At 69.7% G+C, this 20188-nt stretch carries 17 protein-coding genes; 9 read left to right on the top strand and 8 right to left on the bottom strand.

What is annotated here, in order from left to right; all coding sequences use genetic code 11:
* Window positions 1-15: 15 nt before the first annotated feature.
* The 4 genes from D4766_RS12020 to D4766_RS12005 form a co-directional block, all read right to left on the bottom strand.
* Window positions 16-960, bottom strand: coding sequence for an alpha-E domain-containing protein (locus D4766_RS12020; RefSeq protein ID WP_120717664.1), 945 nt, complete (start codon window positions 958-960; stop codon window positions 16-18).
* 16 nt (window positions 961-976) lie between these two features.
* Window positions 977-2404 carry a circularly permuted type 2 ATP-grasp protein gene (locus tag D4766_RS12015; protein WP_120717663.1) on the bottom strand — a complete coding sequence of 476 codons (1428 nt, stop codon included), beginning with the start codon at window positions 2402-2404 and terminating at the stop codon, window positions 977-979.
* A gap of 52 nt (window positions 2405-2456) precedes the next feature.
* Window positions 2457-3221, bottom strand: coding sequence for an esterase/lipase family protein (locus tag D4766_RS12010; protein WP_120717662.1), 765 nt, complete (start codon window positions 3219-3221; stop codon window positions 2457-2459).
* 67 nt (window positions 3222-3288) lie between these two features.
* Window positions 3289-3843 carry a DUF3617 domain-containing protein gene (locus tag D4766_RS12005; RefSeq protein ID WP_162935760.1) on the bottom strand — a complete coding sequence of 185 codons (555 nt, stop codon included), beginning with the start codon at window positions 3841-3843 and terminating at the stop codon, window positions 3289-3291.
* A 98-nt stretch (window positions 3844-3941) separates the two neighbouring features.
* Here D4766_RS12005 and uvrB point away from each other — a divergent pair, with 98 nt between their 5' ends.
* The 3 genes from uvrB to D4766_RS11990 are packed head-to-tail and all read left to right on the top strand — an operon-like array spanning window position 3942 to window position 8319.
* Window positions 3942-6137 carry an excinuclease ABC subunit UvrB gene (gene uvrB, locus D4766_RS12000; protein ID WP_120717660.1) on the top strand — a complete coding sequence of 732 codons (2196 nt, stop codon included), beginning with the start codon at window positions 3942-3944 and terminating at the stop codon, window positions 6135-6137.
* A gap of 59 nt (window positions 6138-6196) precedes the next feature.
* On the top strand, window positions 6197-7693 hold the full coding sequence (locus D4766_RS11995; RefSeq protein ID WP_120717659.1) for a S10 family peptidase: 1497 nt from the start codon (window positions 6197-6199) through the stop codon (window positions 7691-7693).
* A complete protein-coding gene (locus D4766_RS11990) occupies window positions 7690-8319 on the top strand; it encodes a hypothetical protein (protein WP_120717658.1) in 630 nt (209 codons plus the stop codon). The genes D4766_RS11995 and D4766_RS11990 overlap by 4 nt, the downstream gene beginning before the upstream one ends.
* Here the strand turns inward: D4766_RS11990 and D4766_RS11985 are convergent.
* The gene (locus D4766_RS11985) at window positions 8225-10339 is read right to left on the bottom strand and encodes a protein-disulfide reductase DsbD family protein (RefSeq protein ID WP_120717657.1); all 2115 of its coding nucleotides are present in this window, start codon (window positions 10337-10339) and stop codon (window positions 8225-8227) included. The genes D4766_RS11990 and D4766_RS11985 overlap by 95 nt on opposite strands.
* A 114-nt stretch (window positions 10340-10453) precedes the next feature.
* Here D4766_RS11985 and D4766_RS11980 point away from each other — a divergent pair, with 114 nt between their 5' ends.
* Both D4766_RS11980 and D4766_RS11975 read left to right on the top strand, forming a co-directional pair.
* The gene (locus D4766_RS11980) at window positions 10454-12133 is read left to right on the top strand and encodes an alkaline phosphatase family protein (RefSeq protein WP_120717656.1); all 1680 of its coding nucleotides are present in this window, start codon (window positions 10454-10456) and stop codon (window positions 12131-12133) included.
* On the top strand, window positions 12130-13359 hold the full coding sequence (locus tag D4766_RS11975; RefSeq protein ID WP_407701516.1) for a UbiH/UbiF/VisC/COQ6 family ubiquinone biosynthesis hydroxylase: 1230 nt from the start codon (window positions 12130-12132) through the stop codon (window positions 13357-13359). The genes D4766_RS11980 and D4766_RS11975 overlap by 4 nt, the downstream gene beginning before the upstream one ends.
* Before the next feature lie 15 nt (window positions 13360-13374).
* On the opposite strand, the gene D4766_RS11970 is transcribed toward D4766_RS11975, so the two are convergent.
* Genes D4766_RS11970 through hemC form a run of 3 tightly spaced genes read right to left on the bottom strand, consistent with a single transcriptional unit; the run spans window position 13375 to window position 15975 of the window.
* Entirely contained in the window at window positions 13375-14298 is a 924-nt protein-coding gene (locus tag D4766_RS11970) for a hypothetical protein (RefSeq protein ID WP_120717654.1), read from the bottom strand.
* 49 nt (window positions 14299-14347) lie between these two features.
* The gene (locus D4766_RS11965; RefSeq protein WP_120717653.1) at window positions 14348-15025 is read right to left on the bottom strand and encodes a uroporphyrinogen-III synthase; all 678 of its coding nucleotides are present in this window, start codon (window positions 15023-15025) and stop codon (window positions 14348-14350) included.
* A complete protein-coding gene (gene hemC, locus D4766_RS11960) occupies window positions 15022-15975 on the bottom strand; it encodes a hydroxymethylbilane synthase (RefSeq protein ID WP_120717652.1) in 954 nt (317 codons plus the stop codon). The genes D4766_RS11965 and hemC overlap by 4 nt, the downstream gene beginning before the upstream one ends.
* Before the next feature lie 46 nt (window positions 15976-16021).
* Between hemC and tsaD the strand changes: the two genes are divergently transcribed.
* The 4 genes from tsaD to D4766_RS11940 are packed head-to-tail and all read left to right on the top strand — an operon-like array spanning window position 16022 to window position 20122.
* A complete protein-coding gene (gene tsaD, locus D4766_RS11955) occupies window positions 16022-17059 on the top strand; it encodes a tRNA (adenosine(37)-N6)-threonylcarbamoyltransferase complex transferase subunit TsaD (RefSeq protein WP_120717651.1) in 1038 nt (345 codons plus the stop codon).
* Window positions 17056-18051 carry an NAD(P)H-dependent glycerol-3-phosphate dehydrogenase gene (locus D4766_RS11950; protein ID WP_120717650.1) on the top strand — a complete coding sequence of 332 codons (996 nt, stop codon included), beginning with the start codon at window positions 17056-17058 and terminating at the stop codon, window positions 18049-18051. Before tsaD ends, D4766_RS11950 begins: the two co-directional genes overlap by 4 nt.
* Entirely contained in the window at window positions 18048-19601 is a 1554-nt protein-coding gene (locus D4766_RS11945) for a lipopolysaccharide biosynthesis protein (protein WP_407701495.1), read from the top strand. The genes D4766_RS11950 and D4766_RS11945 overlap by 4 nt, the downstream gene beginning before the upstream one ends.
* The gene (locus D4766_RS11940) at window positions 19598-20122 is read left to right on the top strand and encodes a helix-hairpin-helix domain-containing protein (RefSeq protein WP_120717649.1); all 525 of its coding nucleotides are present in this window, start codon (window positions 19598-19600) and stop codon (window positions 20120-20122) included. Before D4766_RS11945 ends, D4766_RS11940 begins: the two co-directional genes overlap by 4 nt.
* Window positions 20123-20188: the final 66 nt, after the last annotated feature.

Below are 20188 nucleotides of genomic sequence, written 5' to 3'. Positions count from 1 at the left end.
GGGTCTCCCTCCCGCTCACCGCAGGAACCGGTAGTCGTCGGCGATCGCGCGGGCGATTTCCGCGTTGGCGCGGGTGAAGCCAGTGAGAAATTCGTGCAGCCCCTGGTCGAAGATCTGCTCGATCGTGAGTTCCGCCAGCATCTTGGCCGATGCGCCGCTCAGCGCGCTCGATTCCATGTCCTGACCGTGTATTCGGGCAAGCGCGTCGAGATTGTCGCGCAGCATCGTGTGGCTGTAGGCGAGGCTGCGCGGGAAGCGGCCGTCCGAGACGAGAAACGACACGATGCCGCGCGGATCGCTCTGCCCGCCGTTGAGCCAGCGATAGGCCCGGTCGCCCGAGATCGAACGCAGGATTTGGTCCCACTGACCCGTGTCCATTGCGGTGCCGACGTAGCTCAGCGACGGCAGCAGCAGGTAATACTTCATGTCGAGGATGCGCGCGGTGTTGTCCGCCCGCTCGACCAGCGTACCGGCGCGGGCGAAATGGTATCCGGAATCGCGCAGCATCGAGCCCACCATCGCGCCGTGCGCCAGCGTCCCGGCCCGGCGGACGAGCGCGATTACCTCGCCGACCGTGCCCTGGGTAACCGGCCTCGACAGCGCCTTGTCGAGCTCCATCCAGCTTTCGTTGACCGCGGTCCACAGTTCGCCCGAGATCGCGTTGCGGACCATCCGCGCATTGGTGCGGACCGAGCGCATCATCTCGAGCACGCTGCCCTGGTTGTCCTTGTCGCGCAGGATATGGTTCCACACCTGTATGCCGGTGAAGGTGCCGTGCTTAGCGCGGTAGGCCTGGTTCTGCCCGGCGGCGTGGATGACCGACCGCCATTCCTCCTCCGCACTCACGATGTCGCGGGTCAGCGCCATGCGGAATCCGGCGTCGAGCAGGCGCGCGGTATTTTCCGCCCGCTCCAGATAGCGGAACATCCAGAACAGTCCGTTGGCGGTGCGCCCTAGCATGTGCGATCCCCGGCCATCAGTCCTTCAGCACCCAGGTATCCTTGGTCCCCCCGCCCTGCGACGAGTTGACCACCAGGCTGCCCTTCTTCAGCGCGACGCGCGTCAGCCCACCCGGTGTGATCTCCACCCGGTCGGGCGAGACCAGCACGTAGGGGCGCAGGTCGACGTGGCGCGGCGTCAGTCCCTTGCGCCCGAAGACGGGACAGGTGCTCAGCGCAAGCGTGGGCTGCGCGATGTAGTTGTCGGGCCGCGCTTCCAGCTTGCGGCGGAAATCGGCAAGCTCGCGCCGGCTGGCGGCGGGGCCGACCAGCATGCCGTAGCCGCCCGATCCGTGCACTTCCTTGACGACGAGGTCCGCGAGGTTGTCGAGCACGTACTTCAGGCTCTCGGGATCGGCGCAGCGCCAGGTTTCGACATTGGGAAGCAGCGGCTTCTCGCCGGTGTAGAATTCCACGATGTCGGGCATGAACGAATAGATTGCCTTGTCGTCGGCGATGCCCGTGCCCGGCGCGTTGGCGATCGTGATCCCGCCGCTGCGATAAACGTCCATGATGCCCGGCACGCCCAGCATGCTGTCGGGATTGAAGCTCAGCGGGTCGAGATACTCGTCGTCGACCCGGCGATAGAGCACGTCGATCGGTTCGTACCCGCCGGTCGTGCGCATCGCCACGCGGCCGCCAATGACGCGCAGGTCCGCGCTCTCGACCAGTTCGGCGCCCATCTGGTCCGCGAGGAAGGCGTGTTCGTAATAGGCGCTGTTGTAGATGCCCGGCGTCAGCACCGCGACGCGCGGCTTGCCTTGCGTCTTGTCGGGCGCGCAGGCGGCAAGGCTGCGGGCGAGCCGCATCGGATAGTCCGAAACCGCCTCCACCGCCACGCGGGTGAACAGTTCGGGGAACATGGCCATCATCGTCTCGCGGTTCTCGAGCATGTACGAGACGCCGCTGGGCGTGCGGGCGTTGTCCTCCAGCACGAAGAAGTCGTTGGGTCCCGTCCGGACGAGGTCGATGCCGACGATGTGGGTGTAGACGCCGCCCGGCGGGGTGAACCCGACCATGTCCGACAGCCACGCCTCGTTGTCGCGGAACAGGCGTTCGGGCACCCGCCCCGCGCGAATGATCTCCTGCCGGTGGTAGAGGTCGTGGATGAACGCGTTGAGCGCCCGGACCCGCTGTTCGATGCCGCGGCTGAGCTTGCGCCACTCGGCGGCCGAGACGATGCGCGGCACCATGTCGAACGGGATCAGCCGCTCCTCTGCCGCATCCTCGCCGTACACGTTGAAGGTGATGCCGGTGCGGCGGAACACGCCTTCGGCTTCCTGGTGCTTGCGCTGGAGCCATTTCTGGTCCTGCTCGTCGTACCAGCCTGCGTATCCGGCATAGGCCGAACGCACGGCCCCGGCGGGGTCGCGCATCTCGTCGAACGGTTCGGTATCGACCGTCATCGGCCTGTTCGCTGCCCCCCCTGTCGGCGTGTTCATCACAGGGGACAGCTATTCAGGAATTGTCGAGTTCCCGCAACACCGCCGAAATTGACTGCGGGTCCCACGCGAAACCCATATGCGTGCAGCGCAGGGCCACCGCGCGGTCGCGTTCCCCCGGGCGGCCGCTGGCGGCGCGCGGATGCACGATCCCGTCGCGCGGGCTCCACAGCGCTACCGTCTCGCACGGCGGCTTGCCGGCGAGCTCGATCTCCATCGGCGGCTCCTCCACCCGATGCCCGGTCACGAAGTGATACGCCCGCCAGACGTTGTTCGCCCGCGGACTGTACGAGAACGGCGAGCCCATCGTCACGACCTTGGCCACCGCGTGCGGACGGCGCTTGGCGATCTCCCGCGCGAACAGTCCGCCCAGACTCCAGCCGACGAGATGGACCGGGCCGCCGTGCCGCTCGGCGAGGCTTTCGAGGCGGTCTTCGAGGACCGCGACGTTGTCCTCGCTCGGCCCCCAGTTGAAGCCGAGGCCCCAGCGTTTCACGGTGTGCCCCGCCGCCTCCAGCCGCCGCGCCATGTAGCGCATGCGTACGGGATGGGTCGCGAAACCCGGAAGCAACATTACGGTGCGCGGCCGGGCGGCCTTCACCTGCGGATGCTTTCGCAGAACGCGGCGGAAGGGCTCGGCGACGACCGACAACTCGCCGATGAACCGCCGGATTGGTGGGCCTGCCACATCGTCCGGCCCGGCTTCGCGCGCCAAGTCGATACGGCGGGCCAGTTCGTGCCGTGCCGCGGCGTAGTCGAAACGTGGAGCCAGTGTTTGCATGTCCGGGGAGCCTAGTGGTTCCACATGAACGCAGGTCGTCCGCCGGGGTTTCACACGGCGCTGCCCGTCAGGCGGGGCAATCCCCCGTGCGCTTGGAATCCATGCGCATCCGCATCACCACCTCGCCGCCGGGTATCATCGGCGCCTTCTGCGCCATGCGCACGTTCATCGTCGATGCCTCGGCCCCGGTCGTTCCGTCGATCGTGATCGTCGAATTGAGCCCCTGACCGCCGGTGCACGACAGCGCGGCGTCGAGCTTGCCGCCCCCGGCATCGAACTTGTCGAACTCGCACTTCATCCCGCCGGTGCCTTCGGTCATCTTGCGGATGGAGTCCTCGAAGCCCTTGTCCGCCTCGGCCTGGGTCAGGCAGTAGGACGACGCCTTTTCCTGCACGTTGCCCATCATCGAACGCAGCTGTTCGGCCTGCTTCGGCGGCAGTCCCGGGACCGAGAATTCGAGCAGTTCGACCTGCGTTTCGTACTGCCCCGGCCGCGGTTTCTCGAGCTTGCCCGCCTCGGCGACGACCTCTTCCGCGGTACGAGGTTCGCTCTCGCTGCCACAGGCGGCCAGAACGAACAGGGGCGCGAGGACGGCAGCGACGGCTGCGAGCGGCTTCGACATGGCAGGGTATCTCCGGTTGGCTGGCGGCCTCGCTAGCAATTCGCGCCGCTCTCGCCAATCGCCTTGCCCGTTCGGCATCCGTTCCCCATATCCGCCGCATGAGCGAGCTCGTCATCCGTCGTGGCCTCGAAGAGCCCGATACCTCCGACAAATTCGTCCCCCACAAGCCGCAGCGCCCCGAGAAATCGATGGGCGGCAAGCGGTTCGAACTGGTGAGCGAATACACGCCCAGCGGCGACCAGCCGACCGCGATCGCCGAGCTGACCGCCAGCGCCTGCGACGGTGAACAGACGCAGGTGCTGCTCGGCGTGACCGGCAGCGGCAAGACCTTCACGATGGCCAAGGTGATCGAGGAACTGCAGCGCCCCGCGCTGGTCCTCGCGCCCAACAAGATCCTCGCCGCGCAGCTCTATGGCGAGTTCAAGAGCTTCTTCCCGAACAACGCGGTCGAGTATTTCGTTTCGTACTACGACTACTACCAGCCCGAAGCCTACGTGCCACGCAGCGATACCTACATCGAGAAGGAAAGCTCGGTGAACGAGGCGATCGACCGGATGCGCCATTCGGCCACCCGCGCGCTGCTCGAACGCGACGACGTGATCATCGTCGCGAGCGTGAGCTGCCTCTACGGCATCGGCTCGGTCGAGACATACTCGGCGATGATCTTCGACCTCAAGAAGGGCGCGAGCGAGGACCAGCGCGAGATCATCCGCAAGCTCGTCGCGCTGCAGTACAAGCGCAACGACGCCGCTTTCCAGCGCGGCAACTTCCGCGTGCGCGGCGACAGCCTGGAGATCTTCCCCTCGCACTACGAGGACATGGCCTGGCGGGTGAGCTTCTTCGGCGACGAGATCGAGGAGATTTCGGAGTTCGACCCGCTGACCGGCCAGAAGGGCGCGAGCCTCAACAGCGTGCGTGTCTACGCCAACAGCCACTACGTCACGCCCGGCCCGACGATGAAACAGGCGAGCGCCGCCATCAAGTTCGAGCTGGAGGAGCGGCTCAAGGAACTGCACGCCGAAGGCCGGCTGCTGGAGGCCCAGCGGCTGGAACAGCGGACCAACTTCGACCTCGAGATGATTGCCGCCACCGGCAGCTGCGCCGGCATCGAGAATTACAGCCGCTTCCTCACCGGCCGCCTTCCGGGCGAACCGCCGCCGACTCTGTTCGAATACCTGCCCGAGAACGCGCTGCTGTTCGTCGACGAAAGCCACCAGACGGTGCCGCAGATCGGCGCGATGGCCAAGGGGGACCACCGCCGCAAGATGACGCTGGCCGAATACGGCTTCCGACTGCCGAGCTGCATCGACAACCGCCCCTTGCGCTTCAACGAGTGGGACGCGATGCGCCCGCAAACCTTCGCGGTCAGCGCCACTCCGGGCGACTGGGAGATGAACCAGACCGGCGGCGTCTTCGCCGAACAGGTCATCCGCCCGACCGGCCTGATCGACCCGCCGGTCGAGATTCGCCCGGTCGAGGACCAGGTCCAGGATTGCATCGCCGAGTGCAAGGCGACCGCGCAGAAGGGCTACCGCACCCTCGTCACCACGCTGACCAAGCGCATGGCGGAGGACCTGACCGAGTTCATGCACGAACAGGGCGTGCGCGTGCGCTACATGCACTCCGACGTCGAGACGCTGGAACGCATCGAACTGATCCGCGACTTGCGGCTCGGCGTCTACGACGTGCTCATCGGCATCAACCTGCTGCGCGAAGGGCTCGACATTCCCGAGTGCGGGCTGGTGTGCATTCTCGACGCGGACAAGGAGGGCTTCCTGCGCTCGGAAACCTCGCTGATCCAGACGATCGGCCGCGCCGCGCGCAACGTCGATTCCAAGGTCATCCTCTACGCCGATCGGATCACCGGCAGCATGGAACGCGCGATGGCCGAGACCGAACGGCGGCGGGCGAAGCAAGAAGAATACAACACCGAGCACGGCATCACCCCAACCACGATCATCCGCAACATCCAGGACATCGTCGCCCACACCGCGGCGCAGGACGGGGTGACCGTTTCGACCGGCGATGCCGAGCGCAACAACCTCGTCGGACACAACCTGCGCGCCTACATCCAGGATCTCGAAAAGCGGATGCGCAATGCCGCCGCCGACCTCGAATTCGAGGAAGCGGGTCGCCTGCGTGATGAAATTCGGCGTCTTGAGAGCGACGAACTCGGCATTCCCGACGCCGAAAAGCGCGCGCCGATCGTCGGCCGCAGCAACGAAGGCAAGCCGGGCACGCGCAAGGACCGCTTCGGCAAGACACGCTACAAGCGGATGGGCGGGAAGCCGTAAGCTGTCGGTAACCGGGCAAGCCGATTGCCGCCCCGCCCCGCCGCTGCCATAGCGCGGCCATGTTCGCACGTACGCTTGCGGCCGTCGCCGCGCTCTCGCTGGCCCTGCCCGCCTCCGCCGCCGACGAGGACAAATCCAGGGCGGCGCCCGAAGCCCCCGAAGCCTACGTGCCCAACAGCGCGGCCAAGACCTTCACCGGCACGTTCGGCGGCCGCACCGTCCGCTATACCGCCACGGTCGAGGAACAGGTGCTGAAGGGCGAAGACGGCGCGGCCAAGGCGGCGATCGTCACATCCGCCTACATCGCCGAGCCGCGTGATCCGTCGCGGCCCGTCACCTTCCTGTTCAACGGCGGCCCGGGTTCGGGCTCGGTCTGGCTGCAAATGGGCGCGTTCGGGCCCAAGCGGGTCGCGATCCCCTCGGATGCAAAGGACGACGGCGGGCCGCCGTATCCCATCCTCGACAACCCGGACTCGCTGCTCGACGTCACCGACCTCGTCTTCATCGATCCCGTTGGCACCGGCTTCAGCCATACGATCGGCGATACCAAGGGCAGCGAATACTGGGGCGTGACCAAGGACGCCAAATCGGTCGCCCAGGTGATCCGCCAATGGCTGGACAAGAACGGCCGATGGAACAGCCCCAAGTTCCTCGGCGGCGAAAGCTATGGCACCACCCGCAGCGCCGCGGTCGTCAACGAACTGGAAGGCGAATACAACGACGTCGCGCTGAACGGCGTGATCCTCATCTCCACCGTGCTCGATTTCGGCGCAGGGGCGGAGACCGAAGGGGCGGAACTCGGCTACGTCACCACGCTTCCCAGCATGGCGGCGACTGCGCTCTATCACGGCAAGGCGACCGCGCCGTCGGTAAGCCAGTTCGTCGAGGACGCCCGCCGGTTCGCCATCGGCCCCTACGCCTCGTTCCTGCTGAAGGGCCAGAACGCCAGCGCCGCCGAACGCGCGGCGATCCTGCCCGAGCTTGCCCGCTTCACCGGCCTGTCGCCAGACTATCTCGAGCGCGCGGACCTGCGCGTCACCAGCGGGCGGTTCTACAAGGAACTGCTGCGCGACCGCGGGCTGACCGTCGGCAGGCTCGACAGCCGCTACACCGGCACGGACTACGACAGCGCGGGCGAGACGCCCGACAACGATCCCAGCTTCTACGGCATCGACGGCGGCTATGCCGCGGCGATCAACGCGTGGATGCGCGACGACATCGGCTACGTCACCGACCAGCGATACGTCACCATCGGCAACGTCGGGCCGTGGGACTGGAAGCTCGCCGGCGGGCGGGACAGCAACGCCTACCTCACGGTGGCGCCCTATCTCGGCAAGGCGATGCGCGAGAATTCGGACCTGCGCATATTCGTGGGCCAGGGGTGGTACGATTTCGCGACGCCGTTCTTCGCCGCCGAATACGCGCTCAGCCGCACCGGCTTCCCGCAGGACCGGATCGAGTACAAGTACTACGACGCGGGCCACATGATGTACGTCCGCGACGAGGACCGGCGCAAGCTGTCGCAGGACGTGCGCGCCTTCATCCGCGCCCGGTGAGACGGTCCGCGATCCTGACGGCGGCCGCGCTGGCGGCACTCGCCTCCTGCCGCCCCCCGGCGAGCGACCGCTATGTCGAGCGCATCGAGCTCGGCGGCGCGGCCGAAGGGCCCGCGGTGATGATGCAGTCGCCGCAGGTCGAAGGCGCGATCTGGGCGGGCAGCGGCGGCCCGGAACGGATCGTCTTCGGCCAGCCGGGACAGGCGCCGCTGCTGGCGCTCGAATGCACGGGCGACGGGCCGCAGCGAATGCTGTCGGTCACCCGTTTCGCCCGGACCGACCCGCACGCCAAGGGGATGATGGCGCTGGTCGGCAACGGCCATGTCGAACGCCTGATGATCGACGCGCACGACGCGGGTCGGGGCTGGCTGTGGCAGGGCCACTACACCCCCGCCGACCCCCGGCTCGACGCGCTGACCGGTACGCGCAAACTGGAGCTGACGATCCCCGGCGCGGGCACGCTGGTGCTGCAAGGCAGCGGCAAGCCCGGCGAACTGATCGAGCGGTGCCGCCGCCTCGATTCGCCCGAAGCTAGCGGGCAGCCGTCCGCGCTGGAGCCGCTGGTGGAACCGTCGCCGCAGCTTCCTGCGCCGCAGACCCCTTCGCCGGTGCCGCCGCCCGGCTGACGAGCATGTCGGGCGTGAGCACTTGCGGCAGGACCTCCGCTTCACCTCCCGGCGCGTACCAGAGGTAAAGCGGCACCCCGGCCGCCCCGCGCGCCGAGAGGAAGCGCGTGATGGCCGGATCGCGCCGCGTCCAGTCGCCGACCAGCGCGACGACGCCGGCCTTCTCGAACGCATCCCTGGTCGCCTCGCGCTCGATCGCGGCGGCTTCGTTGACCTTGCAGGTCAGGCACCAGTCTGCGGTGAACCAGACGAACACCGGCTTGCCCGAGGCACGGGCTTCGGCAAGCCGCGCTTCGGTGAACGGCTGGGCGGCGATAAGCCCGCTCTCCGCCGCCTGACGGGGTGGCTCGAAGCTCTTGTAGGCGAGCCCCGCCATCAGCAGCGCGATGCCCAGCGAGGCGATCGCGGCATTGCCGCCCGGCAGTTTGAAATTGCCGCGTCGCGCGGCTGCGATCCCGACGACGGCAAGCGCCAGCACCGCCGCACTGAACGCAAACACCGGTCCCCCCAACCGCCAAGACAGCCATACCAGCGCCAGCGCGGTCAGGCCCATCGGCACCGCCAGCACGCGGCGGAACCGCTCCATCCACGGGCCCGGCTTCGGTAGCATCCGGCGCAGCGGCGGGACGAAGCCGAGAGCCAGGAACGGCAGCGCCAGCCCCAGCCCAAGCATCGCGAAAAGCAGCAACGCCTGCGCCCACGGCAGCAGCAGCGCCGCGCCCATCGCGGCGGCCATGAACGGCCCCGTGCACGGCGTCGCCACGAAGGCGGCCAACAACCCGGTCGCGAAGGATCCCATCGGCTTGCCCCCGCGGCTGACCGACAGGCTCGGCAGTTCGAACAGCCCGGCAAGATTGGCGGTGATCGTGGTCGCCAGCACGAGCAGCGCGACGACGACCGCCGGTTCCTGCAACTGGAACGCCCAGCCGACCTGCTCGCCCGCTGCGCGCAGGGCCAAGAGCAGCGCACCCAGCGCCAGCGTCGCGGCCATGACACCCGCGGTATAAGCCAGCCCCTCGCTGCGCGCCCGCGCATTGCTCTCGCCGCTCTTCGCGAGGCTCAGCGCCTTGAGGCTGAGGATCGGGAACACGCAGGGCATGACGTTGAGCAGCAGCCCGCCCGCCAGCGCGCCCAGAAGCAGCAGCCACAGCGGGCCGGTGTCCGCCGCGCCGCCCGCCTGGATCAGCGTCCCGCCGCCCGGCACCGCTCCGGGCGTTCCGGTGAAGCGGACCCCGTTGCCGTTGCCGAACGACAGGATGCCGCCGAACTCGGCCGGCGGCGCGATGGTTTCGCCGAGCGGGATTTCGGCCACCAGCATGTTGCCGTCGCGGCGAAAGACCTGGGGGGCGGCGTAATCGACGACGTCGCGAGAGCTTACGAACACGTGCGGATCGGGCAGGTCGAACGAAGCCGGCAGCGGAATCGCTATCCGCAACCGCTTGCCCTCGATCGCATAATCGACCTCGCGGTCGAGCAGCGCGGGAATCGCCCGGCGCCAGCCGTCGAAGGCCGCCTCGGGCCGCTGCGCCGTCCGGATGTCCAGCGTCAGCCGCGCCTGCGCAGGCACGCAGATCGTGTCTGTGCATTCGAGCCAGTTGGCATCGACCGCGATTCGCTCCGCGCCGCCGACGGTGGTGCCAGCGGGCACCGCCACGTCGACCAGCACCGCGTACGGCCCTTCGTAGACGTGGTTCATCAGCCCGCCGATCAGGAGCTTTTGCGGAACCGGATATTGCGGCGCGCCGGCGGTCCATCCGGCGGGCAGGTCCCAGTCCAGCGTCATGCCGTAGCCGGCGTCGCCCGGGTTGCTCCAATATCCGTGCCAGCCGGGCTCCGGGTCGAAGGCGATGGCCAGCGTCAGCGACTGGCCGGGCACCGCCGGTCCTTCGGCCACCAGCCGCGCGGCGATGTGCGGTGGGCGCCCCTGCGCCGCCGCGGGCGAGCCCGCCGCGATCGCGGCGAGCAGCATCAGGCACGCCAGCACGCACACCAGCACCGGCAGGCGTCGGCAGGCGATCATCGGCAAAGCGGCTCCCTGGCTCGACCGCGGGCGTTGCGCGCGCGGTCAATGCCGCTCTAATGGGGCACCCCCGCGTCGTCCAGCGGCGCGACTCGCCTCGTTCGAAGGAAGCCCATGCGCCTCAGCCACCTCGCCCCGATCGCTGCCGCCCTCGCCGCCCTGATGGCGAGCGCATCGCCGGTGGCGGCGAAGCAAAAGGCGGCCGCCCCGCGCGCGAAGGCGGCCGCCGCCGCGCCCGTTTCGCCGACCGCGCCGCGGCTCGTCGTCGCGATCTCGGTCGACCAGTTCTCGTCCGACATCTTCGAACAATACCGCGATCACTACACCGGCGGGCTCGCGCGGCTGACGGGCGGCGTGGTCTTCCCGTCCGGCTACCAGGCGCACGCCGCGACCGAAACCTGCCCGGGCCACTCGACCCTGCTGACCGGCGCCAACCCCGCGCGCACCGGGATCATCGCCAACAGCTGGCTGGCCAGGGGTGCCGACGGCAAGCTGGGCGATGTCTACTGTGCCGAGGACGTGGGCAACCGGCCCGAGAAAGGCTACACCGCCTCGCCCGTCCACCTGCTCGTGCCGACCTTGGGCGAAAGGCTAAAGAAAGTTTGGCCCACGAGCCGCAACGTCGCGGTATCAGGCAAGGATCGCGGCGCGCTGATGATGGGCGGCACCGCGACCGACGCGGTCTACTGGCGGCAGGGCAACGGCTTCGCCACCCTCGCCGGCCGAACGATGGAGCCCGACGCACAGGCCGCGAGCGATGCGGTCGCCGCGTTGGTGGCGCAAGGGGCCGGCCCGTTCGAGGTGCCTGCGTGGTGCACCAGCCATGATCGCGCAATCCCGGTCGGCTCCATGACGGTGGGCGACGGCAAGTTCGCCTTCCAGCCGGGCGACGGCAATGGCTGGGTGCGCTCCCCCCGGCTCGACCAAGCGACGATCGCACTCGCGGAGAAGATGGTCGACAATCACCAGCTCGGCGCGGATGCGGTGCCCGACGTGCTGTCGGTCAGCCTGTCGGCGACCGACTACATCGGCCACTCCTTCGGCACCAACGGCGTGGAAACCTGCATCCAGGTCGCCGCGCTCGACACGATGCTGGGTGAATTCTTCCAGTTCCTCGATGCGCGGGGGACCGACTACGTAGTCGTGCTTACCGCCGATCATGGCGGGCTCGACCTGCCCGAGCGCGCGAGCGAGCAGGGACAGCCCGACGCGCACCGCGTGGGCGAGGAATGGACGCCGTCGAAGCTCGCCGCCGCTCTCACGGCCGAGCTCGGCATCGCGGGGCCGATCTTCGCCGAAGGTTCGGCATCGGGCGACGTCTGGTTCGACCCCGCCCTTCCCGCCGCGGACCGCGCGCGGGTCGTGGCGGCCTTGCACGAACGCGCGGGGCGCGGCGATATCGCTGCCGTCTTCACCGGCGAGGAGCTGGCCGCCACGCCGCTGCCCACCGCCCGCGATCCGCGCGCATGGTCGGTGATCGAGCGGGTGCGCGCCTCCTACATGCCCGGCCGTTCGGGCGACCTCGTCGTAGTGCTGCAGCCGATGATCACGCCGATCCCGCGTCCCGGCCCGGGCTATGTCGCCACCCACGGCAGCCCGTGGGATTACGACCGCCGCGTGCCGATCCTGTTCTGGCGCAAGGGGCTGACCCACTTCGAACAGCCGCTGCCCGCGCGCACGGTGGACATCGCGCCGACGCTGATGGCGGTGCTGGGCCTGCCGATCCCGGCGGACGAGATGGACGGCCGCTGCATCGACCTCGACGGCGGCGCGGCCAGCACATGCCCGGCATGAGCGCGGCGGGCGACACGGACCGCAGGGATCTCGTGATCCTCGGCGGCGGGCTCGTGGGCATGACGCTCGCGCTCGCCGCGGCGAAGAAGGGCATCTCGAGCCACGTCGTCGACCGCGCCGATCCGGCCGATCTGGTGGCCGAAGGCTTCGACGGGCGGGCGAGCGCGATCTCGACCGCCAGCTGGAACCTGTTCGGCAACATCGGCCTCCACCCCTCGCTCGAACCCTTCGCCAGTCCCATCGCGAAGATCGCGGTCAGCGACCAGTTGAAGCCGGGGCGCATCGATTTCGAGCCCGACCCGCACGAGGGATCGCTCGGCCGGATGTTCGAGAACCGCCGCCTGCGCCTCGCGCTGTACGAGGCGGCGGAGGGCGAGCCCCTGATCGCCTTCCATCCCCATTCCGAAATCGCCAACCGGCATCGCGGACCGCACGGCGTGACCGTCACGCTCGCGGACGGACGCATTCTGGCGGGCAACCTGATGATCGCGGCCGAGGGGCGCCGCTCGCCAACCCGCGAGGAGGCCGGCATCGGCATCGCCAAGTGGGACTACGGCCACCGGGCCATCGTTGCCGGGCTGTCGCACGAACGCCCGCACGGCGGCGTGGCGTGGGAAATCTTCTGGCCCGCCGGCCCGTTCGCGCTGCTGCCGATGCGCGACGATGCCGAGGGCCGCCACCGCAGCGCGCTCGTGTGGACGGTCGACGAGAAGGATGCCGCCGGCGTCCTCAAGCTCGGCGACCGGGCATTTCATGCCGAAGTGGTGAAGCGCATGGGCGACGTGTTCGGCGCGGTCGGCGACATCGGGCCGCGCAGTTCGTTTCCGCTGGGCTTCCACCACACCGCGCGGATCGTGGAGGACCGCCTCACCCTCGTCGGCGACGCGGCGCACGGCATCCACCCGATCGCGGGACAGGGCCTCAATCTCGGCCTGCGCGACGTGGGCGCGCTGGTCGAATGCATGGCGGAGGGGATGCGGCTCGGGCTCGAACCGGGCGATGCGCAGGTGCTGGCCCGCTACGAACGCTGGCGCGGGCTCGACAGCATGATGGTGGCGATGGCGACCGATGGGCTCACCCGCCTGTTCGGTGTGCCCGGCAGGACGGCGAGCGCGGTGCGACGCCTCGGCATGGCGGGTGTCCAGCGTGCCGCTCCGCTCAAGACGTGGTTCATGGACGAGGCGCGCGGCGTGTCGGGGCAGCTCCCCGAACTACTCGCGGGCTGATCCGACCTTCGGGCTTCAACTCTCGCCGTCGGCCGCGGCCTGCACCGGCGACAGCTGTTCGATCGCCTCGCCCGCTCCGTTGCGCAGGCGGCGCGGTTCGTTGACGGCGGCGGTCTCGATCAGGTCGAGCGCTTCCTGCGCGCGGGCATAGCGGGTGGCATCGGCGATCCAGCTGCGCGCGGCATCGGCACCCGGCAGCTGCTCGACTTCGCCGATCGCCCGGTCCACCCGGCCGCTTTCGAGGAAATATCGTGCCCGTTCCAACCGGCGCGTCGGCATCGGCGACGGGGTCGTCTCGCGCCGGATCACGAACAGGCTCGCGATCTCGCGGCGCAGCGTGGCGAGCGAGGGCCGGCTGTCCGAGGCACGCAATTGCGGCCCCAGCCCGTCGAGCCGGGCGACGAGCACGTCGAGGGTGATCGGATTGCGCGCGAAATCCAGCACGGTGCGGACCGAGTTGGGCTGCGCATCGCCGAACCGCAGGCGCAGCTGATCGCGGAGATAGCCCAGCTCCGCCCCGCGCTCGATGGCGCGGCGGGTGGCGAAGGCGATCAGCAGCCCTTCGGCGCGCGCGGCATTACCGGAGGCGGCCTGCGCCTGCAAATCTAGCCGGGCGATCCGCTGCTCGGCGGCGGCGATGCGCTGGTCGAGCCCGCCCTGGGTCTCCTCCACCCGCTGCACCGCGGCGTCGGCACGGGCGACTTCGCTCGCGCTCGGGGTGGGGCTCGGCGCGGGCATTGCCGACGATGCCGACGTCGGTTCGGAAGCCAGCTGTGCGGGCGCCTCGGCAGCGGGTGCGAAATAGCCGTTCCAGGCGAAGTATCCGACCACCGCGGCACCCAGCGCGAACGATGCCAGGACGGCAATCAGCACTGGCTTGAGCGAAGGCGACGCGCCGCGCCGGTCCTTCGCCGAAATTTCGGGCGAGTAATCCTGCATTCGGTTCCGTTCTACGACCCCGTGCCCACCGGGCACAATCCCGTCGCCGTCATTGGCACAACTGCGCGGCCAAGACCAGCAGGGCCGCGTCCGACACCTCGGGCGCCGTGCGGACGGCCCCCCAACCCGCCCCCGCCGCCCCGGCGATACGCGGCGACAGGGCGACGAGCGCGACGTCAGTGCGAGGTATGTCCAGCCGGTCGCATTCGTGCGCGAAGCGGCGCGCGGCCTCCCCCGAATGGAGCGCGGCGCAGCCCCCCTCCCTAAGGGCACGCGCCGCCTCTTCGGCCAATACCCGCGGTGCGGCGCGGTACAGGACGCACTCGGCGACCTCGATGCCGGGAGGACTTGCGATCTCGGTCCGCACCTCGCCCGCGAGCCGCAGCAGCCTGAGCGGCGGCGAAAGCGCGTCGACCAGCGCCTGCATGTCGCCGTTCCCGGTCCGGGCCACCGTGAAGCCCGCCTCGCGCGCCGCCTCCGATGTCCGCTCGCCGACGGCGTAAACCGGCAGTGCCGCAAGCCGCGACAGTCCCGTGCTCACGTGCCGGAACGCGTTGGCGCTTCCGGCGAGTAGCGCATCGAACTGGTCAGGATCGGGCGGCGTCCAGCCGGCGGGCTCGATCTCGAACAGCGGCGAGGCGATCGCCTCCAGACCGGCAGCCCGGGCGGCGGCGACGGTGGCCGAACAGCCCGGTTCGGGCCGGACGATCACCAGCGGGCGGGTCATCCGCCCATTACGGTATCGGGTGAATTCGGCGGCGAGAATAGCGCAGCGATGCCCGGCGTGGCCCGTGCCAGCAGGTCCGCGGCGAGCCGTGCAGGCGCATCGGTGTCGCCAACCGCCAGCGTCATCGCGCCCTCCACCCGCTCCGCCCCGTCGCCGCTGTAGAGCGCGCAGCGCAGCGCGATCGTATCGTCGGACGTGCGGCTGTGCGCCGCGATCGGCGAGTGGCAATTGCCGCCCAGCGCCCGCAGCAGTGCCCGTTCGGCCATCACCTCTGCGCGGCTGGGGCCATGGTCGATCGCGGTCAGCGCCTCGCGCACGCGGGCATCGCCCTTGCGGCATTCGATGCCGATCGCCCCCTGTGCCGGGGCGGGCAGCCAGTCGTCGACTTCCAGCGGATGGCCGACGCCGGTCTTGCCCAGCCGATCGAGCCCGGCCGCCGCCAGCAAAGTCACGTCGGCTTCCCCCGCGGCCAGCTTGGCCATGCGGGTGGCGACGTTGCCGCGAAAGCCGACGATTTCGAGATCGGGCCGCCGATGCAGCATCTGCGCGGCGCGGCGCGGCGCGCTGGTGCCTACCCGCGCGCCTTCGGGAATGGCGTTCACGCTTGCCGCGCCGAGCAGCACGTCGCGCACGTCGGCGCGGGGCAGCACGGCGGAAATGCACAGGAAATCGGGTCGGACCGTTTCCACGTCCTTCAGCGAATGGACCGCGGCATCGATCCACCCTTCGGCCAGCCACTGGTCGAGTTCCTTGGTCCACAGCGCCTTGCCGCCGATCTCGGCCAGCGGGCGGTCCTGCACCCGGTCGCCGCTGGCGGTCACCGGCTTCAGTTCGACCTGCTCCTGGCTCCACCCATGCGCCGCGCACAGGCGGGCGCGCGCCTCCTCGGCCTGCGCCATGGCGAGCGGGGAGCGGCGGGTGCCGAGGCGGAGCTGGACGGTACTGGACATGCGGCACGCTTGCCGTAGCGGGGCAAAGGGCTAAGGAAAACCCGCGATGGGACTGGTCCTCGGGATAGAATCGAGCTGCGACGAAACCGCGGCGGCGCTGGTCGCGCACGACCGCACGATCGTTGCCCAGCGGATCGCGAGCCAGGACGAGGCGCACGCCCCCTATGGCGGGGTGGTGCCGGAAATCGCCGCGCGCGCCCATGCCGAACGGCTCGCACCGATGATCGAAGGGGTGCTGACCGATGCCGGCGTGGCGCTTGCCGACCTCGACGCGATTGCCGCCACCGCCGGGCCGGGCCTCATCGGCGGGGTCATGGTCGGGCTGGTCAGCGCCAAGGCGCTGGCGATGGCGGCCAACGTGCCGCTGCTGGCGATCAACCATCTGGAAGGGCACGCGCTGTCGCCCCGGCTGGCCGATCCCGCGCTCGGGTTTCCCTACCTGCTGCTGCTGGTGTCGGGCGGGCATTGCCAGATCCTGCGCGTGGAGGGGGTCGGGGAATTCCGCCGTCTCGCGACCACGATCGACGACGCGCTCGGCGAGGCATACGACAAGACCGCCAAGATCCTCGGCCTCGGGTTCCCCGGCGGCCCGGCGGTCGAGCGGCTGGCGCGCGCGGGCGATCCGGTCGCCGTGCCCCTGCCCCGCCCGCTGAAGAGCAGCGCGGAACCGCATTTCAGCTTCGCCGGATTGAAGAGCGCGGTCTTGCGCGCGCACAAAAGCGGACGGTACGCCGCCGCCGATATCGCCGCGAGCTTCCAGCAGGCGGCGATCGACTGCGTGATCGACCGGCTCGACCGCGCGCTCGAGAGCGGACCCTCCTGTCCCGCGCTGGTAGTGGCCGGCGGGGTCGCGGCGAACGCGGCGGTGCGCGCGGCGCTCGAAGCGTTTGCCGCGCGCCACGGCATGGCGTTCTCCGCGCCGCCCCCGGCGCTATGCACCGACAACGCCGCGATGATCGCGTGGGCCGGGCAGGAACGGCTGGCCACGGGCGCCGAATTCGCCCCGCTCGATATGGCCGCCCGGCCGCGCTGGCCGCTCGACCCGCACGCGGAACCGGTGCGCGGCGCGGGCTACAAGGCATGAACGGGAACGGGACCGTCGGCGTTCTGGGTGCAGGTGCGTGGGGTACGGCGCTGGCGCAGATGCTCGCCAGCGACGGACGCAACGTGCTGATCTGGGCGCGCGAGGACGAACTCGTTTCCGAGATCAACACCGGGCACTCCAACAGCCTGTTCCTGCCCTCGGCCGCCCTCTCGCCCACGATTCGCGCGACCGGCGACTTGGCCGAGATGGCGGGGCTGGACGTGCTCCTCGCCGTCACACCGGCGCAGCATCTGGCCGCCGTGCTCGGCGCGATGCCCGCGCATCCGGCCGATATCGTGCTGTGTTCGAAGGGGATCGAGGCCGGCACCGGGCGGCTGATGAACCACGTCGCGCGCGATGCCGCGAAGGACAGCGCGATCGCGGTCCTCTCCGGCCCGACTTTCGCGCACGAGGTCGCCGCCGGCCTTCCCACCGCCGTCACGCTGGCCTGCGGCGGGGGCGAGGCACAGTGGGAACGCTTGCACCCCGTGATCGCCCGCCCGGCGTTCCGCCCCTACTATTCCGACGACGTCACCGGGGCGGAGATCGGCGGCGCGGTGAAGAACGTCCTCGCCATAGCCTGCGGCGTGGTCGACGGGCTCGGCCTCGGCCAGAATGCCCGCGCCGCGCTGATCGCGCGCGGCTATGCCGAGATGCTGCGCTTCGGCGAGGCGCTGGGGGCGGAACGCGAGACGCTGGCGGGCCTGTGCGGGCTCGGCGACCTCGTGCTGACGTGTTCCTCCACCGCCAGCCGCAACTTCAGCCTCGGCAAGGCACTCGGGGAAGGGGGAGACGCGGCCACGCTGATGGCCGACCGGCGCACCGTGGCCGAAGGCGCGCATACCGCGCCCGTGCTGACCGAACTCGCCGCCCGTCATGGGGTCGCCATGCCCATCGTCGCGGCGGTCTATCGCCTGCTCGGCGGCGCGCCCGCCGGCGAGATCGTGGCCGGCCTCCTCGCCCGCCCGCTGACCGCCGAGACCGACGCTTGAGCGGCCCGGCACGCGCCGCCCCGCCGGCGCCGGAACCCGAACCCGGCAGCGGAGACCGCGACGACATCGCGGCCCTTGCCAAGGGCGGGCGGCAGAACTTCCTCGGCTTCGTGGTCCGGCTGGCGGGCATGCTGCCGTTCCTGTTCATCGCCGGCCGGCTCTACGGCGCGGCGGAACTCGGCCGCTACGCCTCGGCGCTGGTGGTGGTGGAGATCGCCGGGCTGGTCTGCTCGATGGGCGAGAAGCGCGGCCTCGCGCAGCGCCTGACAGAGGATCCCGACGCACGGCCCGCCAACCTCGTGTTCGACGGGATGCTGGTCGCCGCTCTCAGCGGGCTGGTGGTGGCGGCGTTCTTCTGGCTGGTCCCGGCGCCGATGTTCCCGAGCGGTGAGTACACCCGCATCGACAAGCTCATCGTGCTGGCCATCCCGGCCTATGCGCTGACCGAGATCGTGCTGGCGGCGCAGGCCTATCGCTTCGACATCGCGACGACCGTGCGCGCCCGCTCGATCGTGCTGCCGTGGACACTGTCGCTGTCGGCGCTGGCGTTCTGGTTCGTCATTCCGGGATCGGGGCTGTCGCTGGCCTATCTCGTGTCGATCTACGCGGGGCTGGCGACGGGCCTGTGGTCATTCCTGAAGACGTACGGCCTGCCGCGGCAGTGGCGGCCCCGCCTGCGCGAGATGGCGCGGCTGACCGCCCGCGCCCTGCCGCTCGCCACTGCCGATGCAATCGAGTGGGGCACGCGGCGGCTCGATATCTTCATCCTCGGCCTGTTCGCCGCGCCGAGTGCGGTCGGCGTCTACTACGTGGCGCAGCAGGTCGCCTCGCTGCCGCAGAAACTGAAGACCAGTTTCGAGCCGATCCTCGGCCCCGTCATCACCCGCAACCTGCGCACGAAGAACTATGCCGCGATCGCGCAGCAGGTATGCCAGGTCGGCTTCTGGATCACCGCCGCGCAGGCCGGTATCGCGCTCGCGCTCGGCATTCCGGGCGAAGGGGTCATGGGCCTCGTCGGGCCGAACTTCGTGGGCGGTACGGGGGCGCTCGCCTTCCTCCTCGCGGCCGAGGTCGTGGCGGCCACGGCGGTGGTATCGGAAGCGGCGCTGATCTACGTCGCGCGGGTCCGCAACCTCGCGATCTCGGTCGCCACGATCGCACTGCAGGCGGCGCTGACGATCGCGGCGATGCTCGGTATCGAGCGTCTGGGCCTTCCCGAGACGTACAAGGCCGCAGGCGCCGCCGCCGCGCTGATGCTGGCATTGGGCGCGGCATCGCTGGTGAAGTCGCGGTTGCTTGCGCGCATTCTCGGACAGCCGATCAACAACTGGCGCTGGGCGCTGGTCTGGGCGGCTGCCCCGGCGATCGTGGTCGGATGGCTGGTGGTGCGTCTGCCGGAATGGGCGGAACTGGCATTCGGCATCCCTGCCATCCTCGCCGCCTACGGCTTCGTGATCTGGCGCTACGGTTTCGGGCCCGAAGACCGCAAGCTATTCCGCCGCAACCTCGACCCGGTCGAAGACATTTCCTCTACGGAGTTGAAGACATGAACGATTTCCTGTCCACCAATGGGCTCTACGTCGTCATCGGCGCGGTCCTCACGCTGGCGCTGCTTTGGTGGTTCCTGCTCGCCAACCGCAAGACCCGGGTGACGGTGGATCGCCGCGACACGCTGGATGAAGGGGCTGCCCCCGCCGCCCGCAACCAGGCGCTGATCGATGCCGCACCGGTCGCCGGCGAGGCGGTCGTGGTGCCTGCGGTGCCCGGCGCCATCGGCGGTGCCGGCGCTGCCGTCGCGGCCGCGGCGGGAAGCGCGCGCGAACGGCAGGACACAGCGCAGGAATTGACTCAGATCAAGGGCTTGGGCCCGAAACTTGCAACGACCCTCAACGAACTCGGCGTGACCTCTCTCGCCCAGATCGCGGCGTGGACCGACAGCGACATCGACCGGATCGACGGACAGCTCGGCCGGTTTCAGGGCCGCATCCGGCGGGATCGCTGGGTGGAGCAGGCGCGCCTCCTCGAGGAAGGTGACCGCTCGTCTTACGAAGCGCAGTTCGGCGCGCAATGACGGACATTCCGGCAAGCGGGAACTGAATGGCCTGACGGAGGTTAGTCTCGGTTAATCGCATATCCC

This window comes from Tsuneonella amylolytica, assembly GCF_003626915.1.
GTDB lineage: Bacteria > Pseudomonadota > Alphaproteobacteria > Sphingomonadales > Sphingomonadaceae > Tsuneonella > Tsuneonella amylolytica.
This window is presented reverse-complemented; position numbering and strand designations above follow the sequence as displayed.

Coding starts and splice junctions, on each gene's coding strand:
- D4766_RS12015 (WP_120717663.1), bottom strand. CDS start 2,404: ATGACGGTCGATACCGAACCGTTCGACGAGATGCGCGACCCCGCCGGG.
- D4766_RS11985 (WP_120717657.1), bottom strand. CDS start 10,339: ATGATCGCCTGCCGACGCCTGCCGGTGCTGGTGTGCGTGCTGGCGTGC.
- D4766_RS12020 (WP_120717664.1), bottom strand. CDS start 960: ATGCTAGGGCGCACCGCCAACGGACTGTTCTGGATGTTCCGCTATCTG.
- D4766_RS11950 (WP_120717650.1), top strand. CDS start 17,056: ATGAACGGGAACGGGACCGTCGGCGTTCTGGGTGCAGGTGCGTGGGGT.
- D4766_RS11970 (WP_120717654.1), bottom strand. CDS start 14,298: ATGCAGGATTACTCGCCCGAAATTTCGGCGAAGGACCGGCGCGGCGCG.
- D4766_RS11965 (WP_120717653.1), bottom strand. CDS start 15,025: ATGACCCGCCCGCTGGTGATCGTCCGGCCCGAACCGGGCTGTTCGGCC.
- hemC (WP_120717652.1), bottom strand. CDS start 15,975: ATGTCCAGTACCGTCCAGCTCCGCCTCGGCACCCGCCGCTCCCCGCTC.
- D4766_RS11940 (WP_120717649.1), top strand. CDS start 19,598: ATGAACGATTTCCTGTCCACCAATGGGCTCTACGTCGTCATCGGCGCG.
- D4766_RS11995 (WP_120717659.1), top strand. CDS start 6,197: ATGTTCGCACGTACGCTTGCGGCCGTCGCCGCGCTCTCGCTGGCCCTG.
- D4766_RS11975 (WP_407701516.1), top strand. CDS start 12,130: ATGAGCGCGGCGGGCGACACGGACCGCAGGGATCTCGTGATCCTCGGC.
- D4766_RS12005 (WP_162935760.1), bottom strand. CDS start 3,843: ATGTCGAAGCCGCTCGCAGCCGTCGCTGCCGTCCTCGCGCCCCTGTTC.
- uvrB (WP_120717660.1), top strand. CDS start 3,942: ATGAGCGAGCTCGTCATCCGTCGTGGCCTCGAAGAGCCCGATACCTCC.
- D4766_RS11980 (WP_120717656.1), top strand. CDS start 10,454: ATGCGCCTCAGCCACCTCGCCCCGATCGCTGCCGCCCTCGCCGCCCTG.
- D4766_RS12010 (WP_120717662.1), bottom strand. CDS start 3,221: ATGCAAACACTGGCTCCACGTTTCGACTACGCCGCGGCACGGCACGAA.
- tsaD (WP_120717651.1), top strand. CDS start 16,022: ATGGGACTGGTCCTCGGGATAGAATCGAGCTGCGACGAAACCGCGGCG.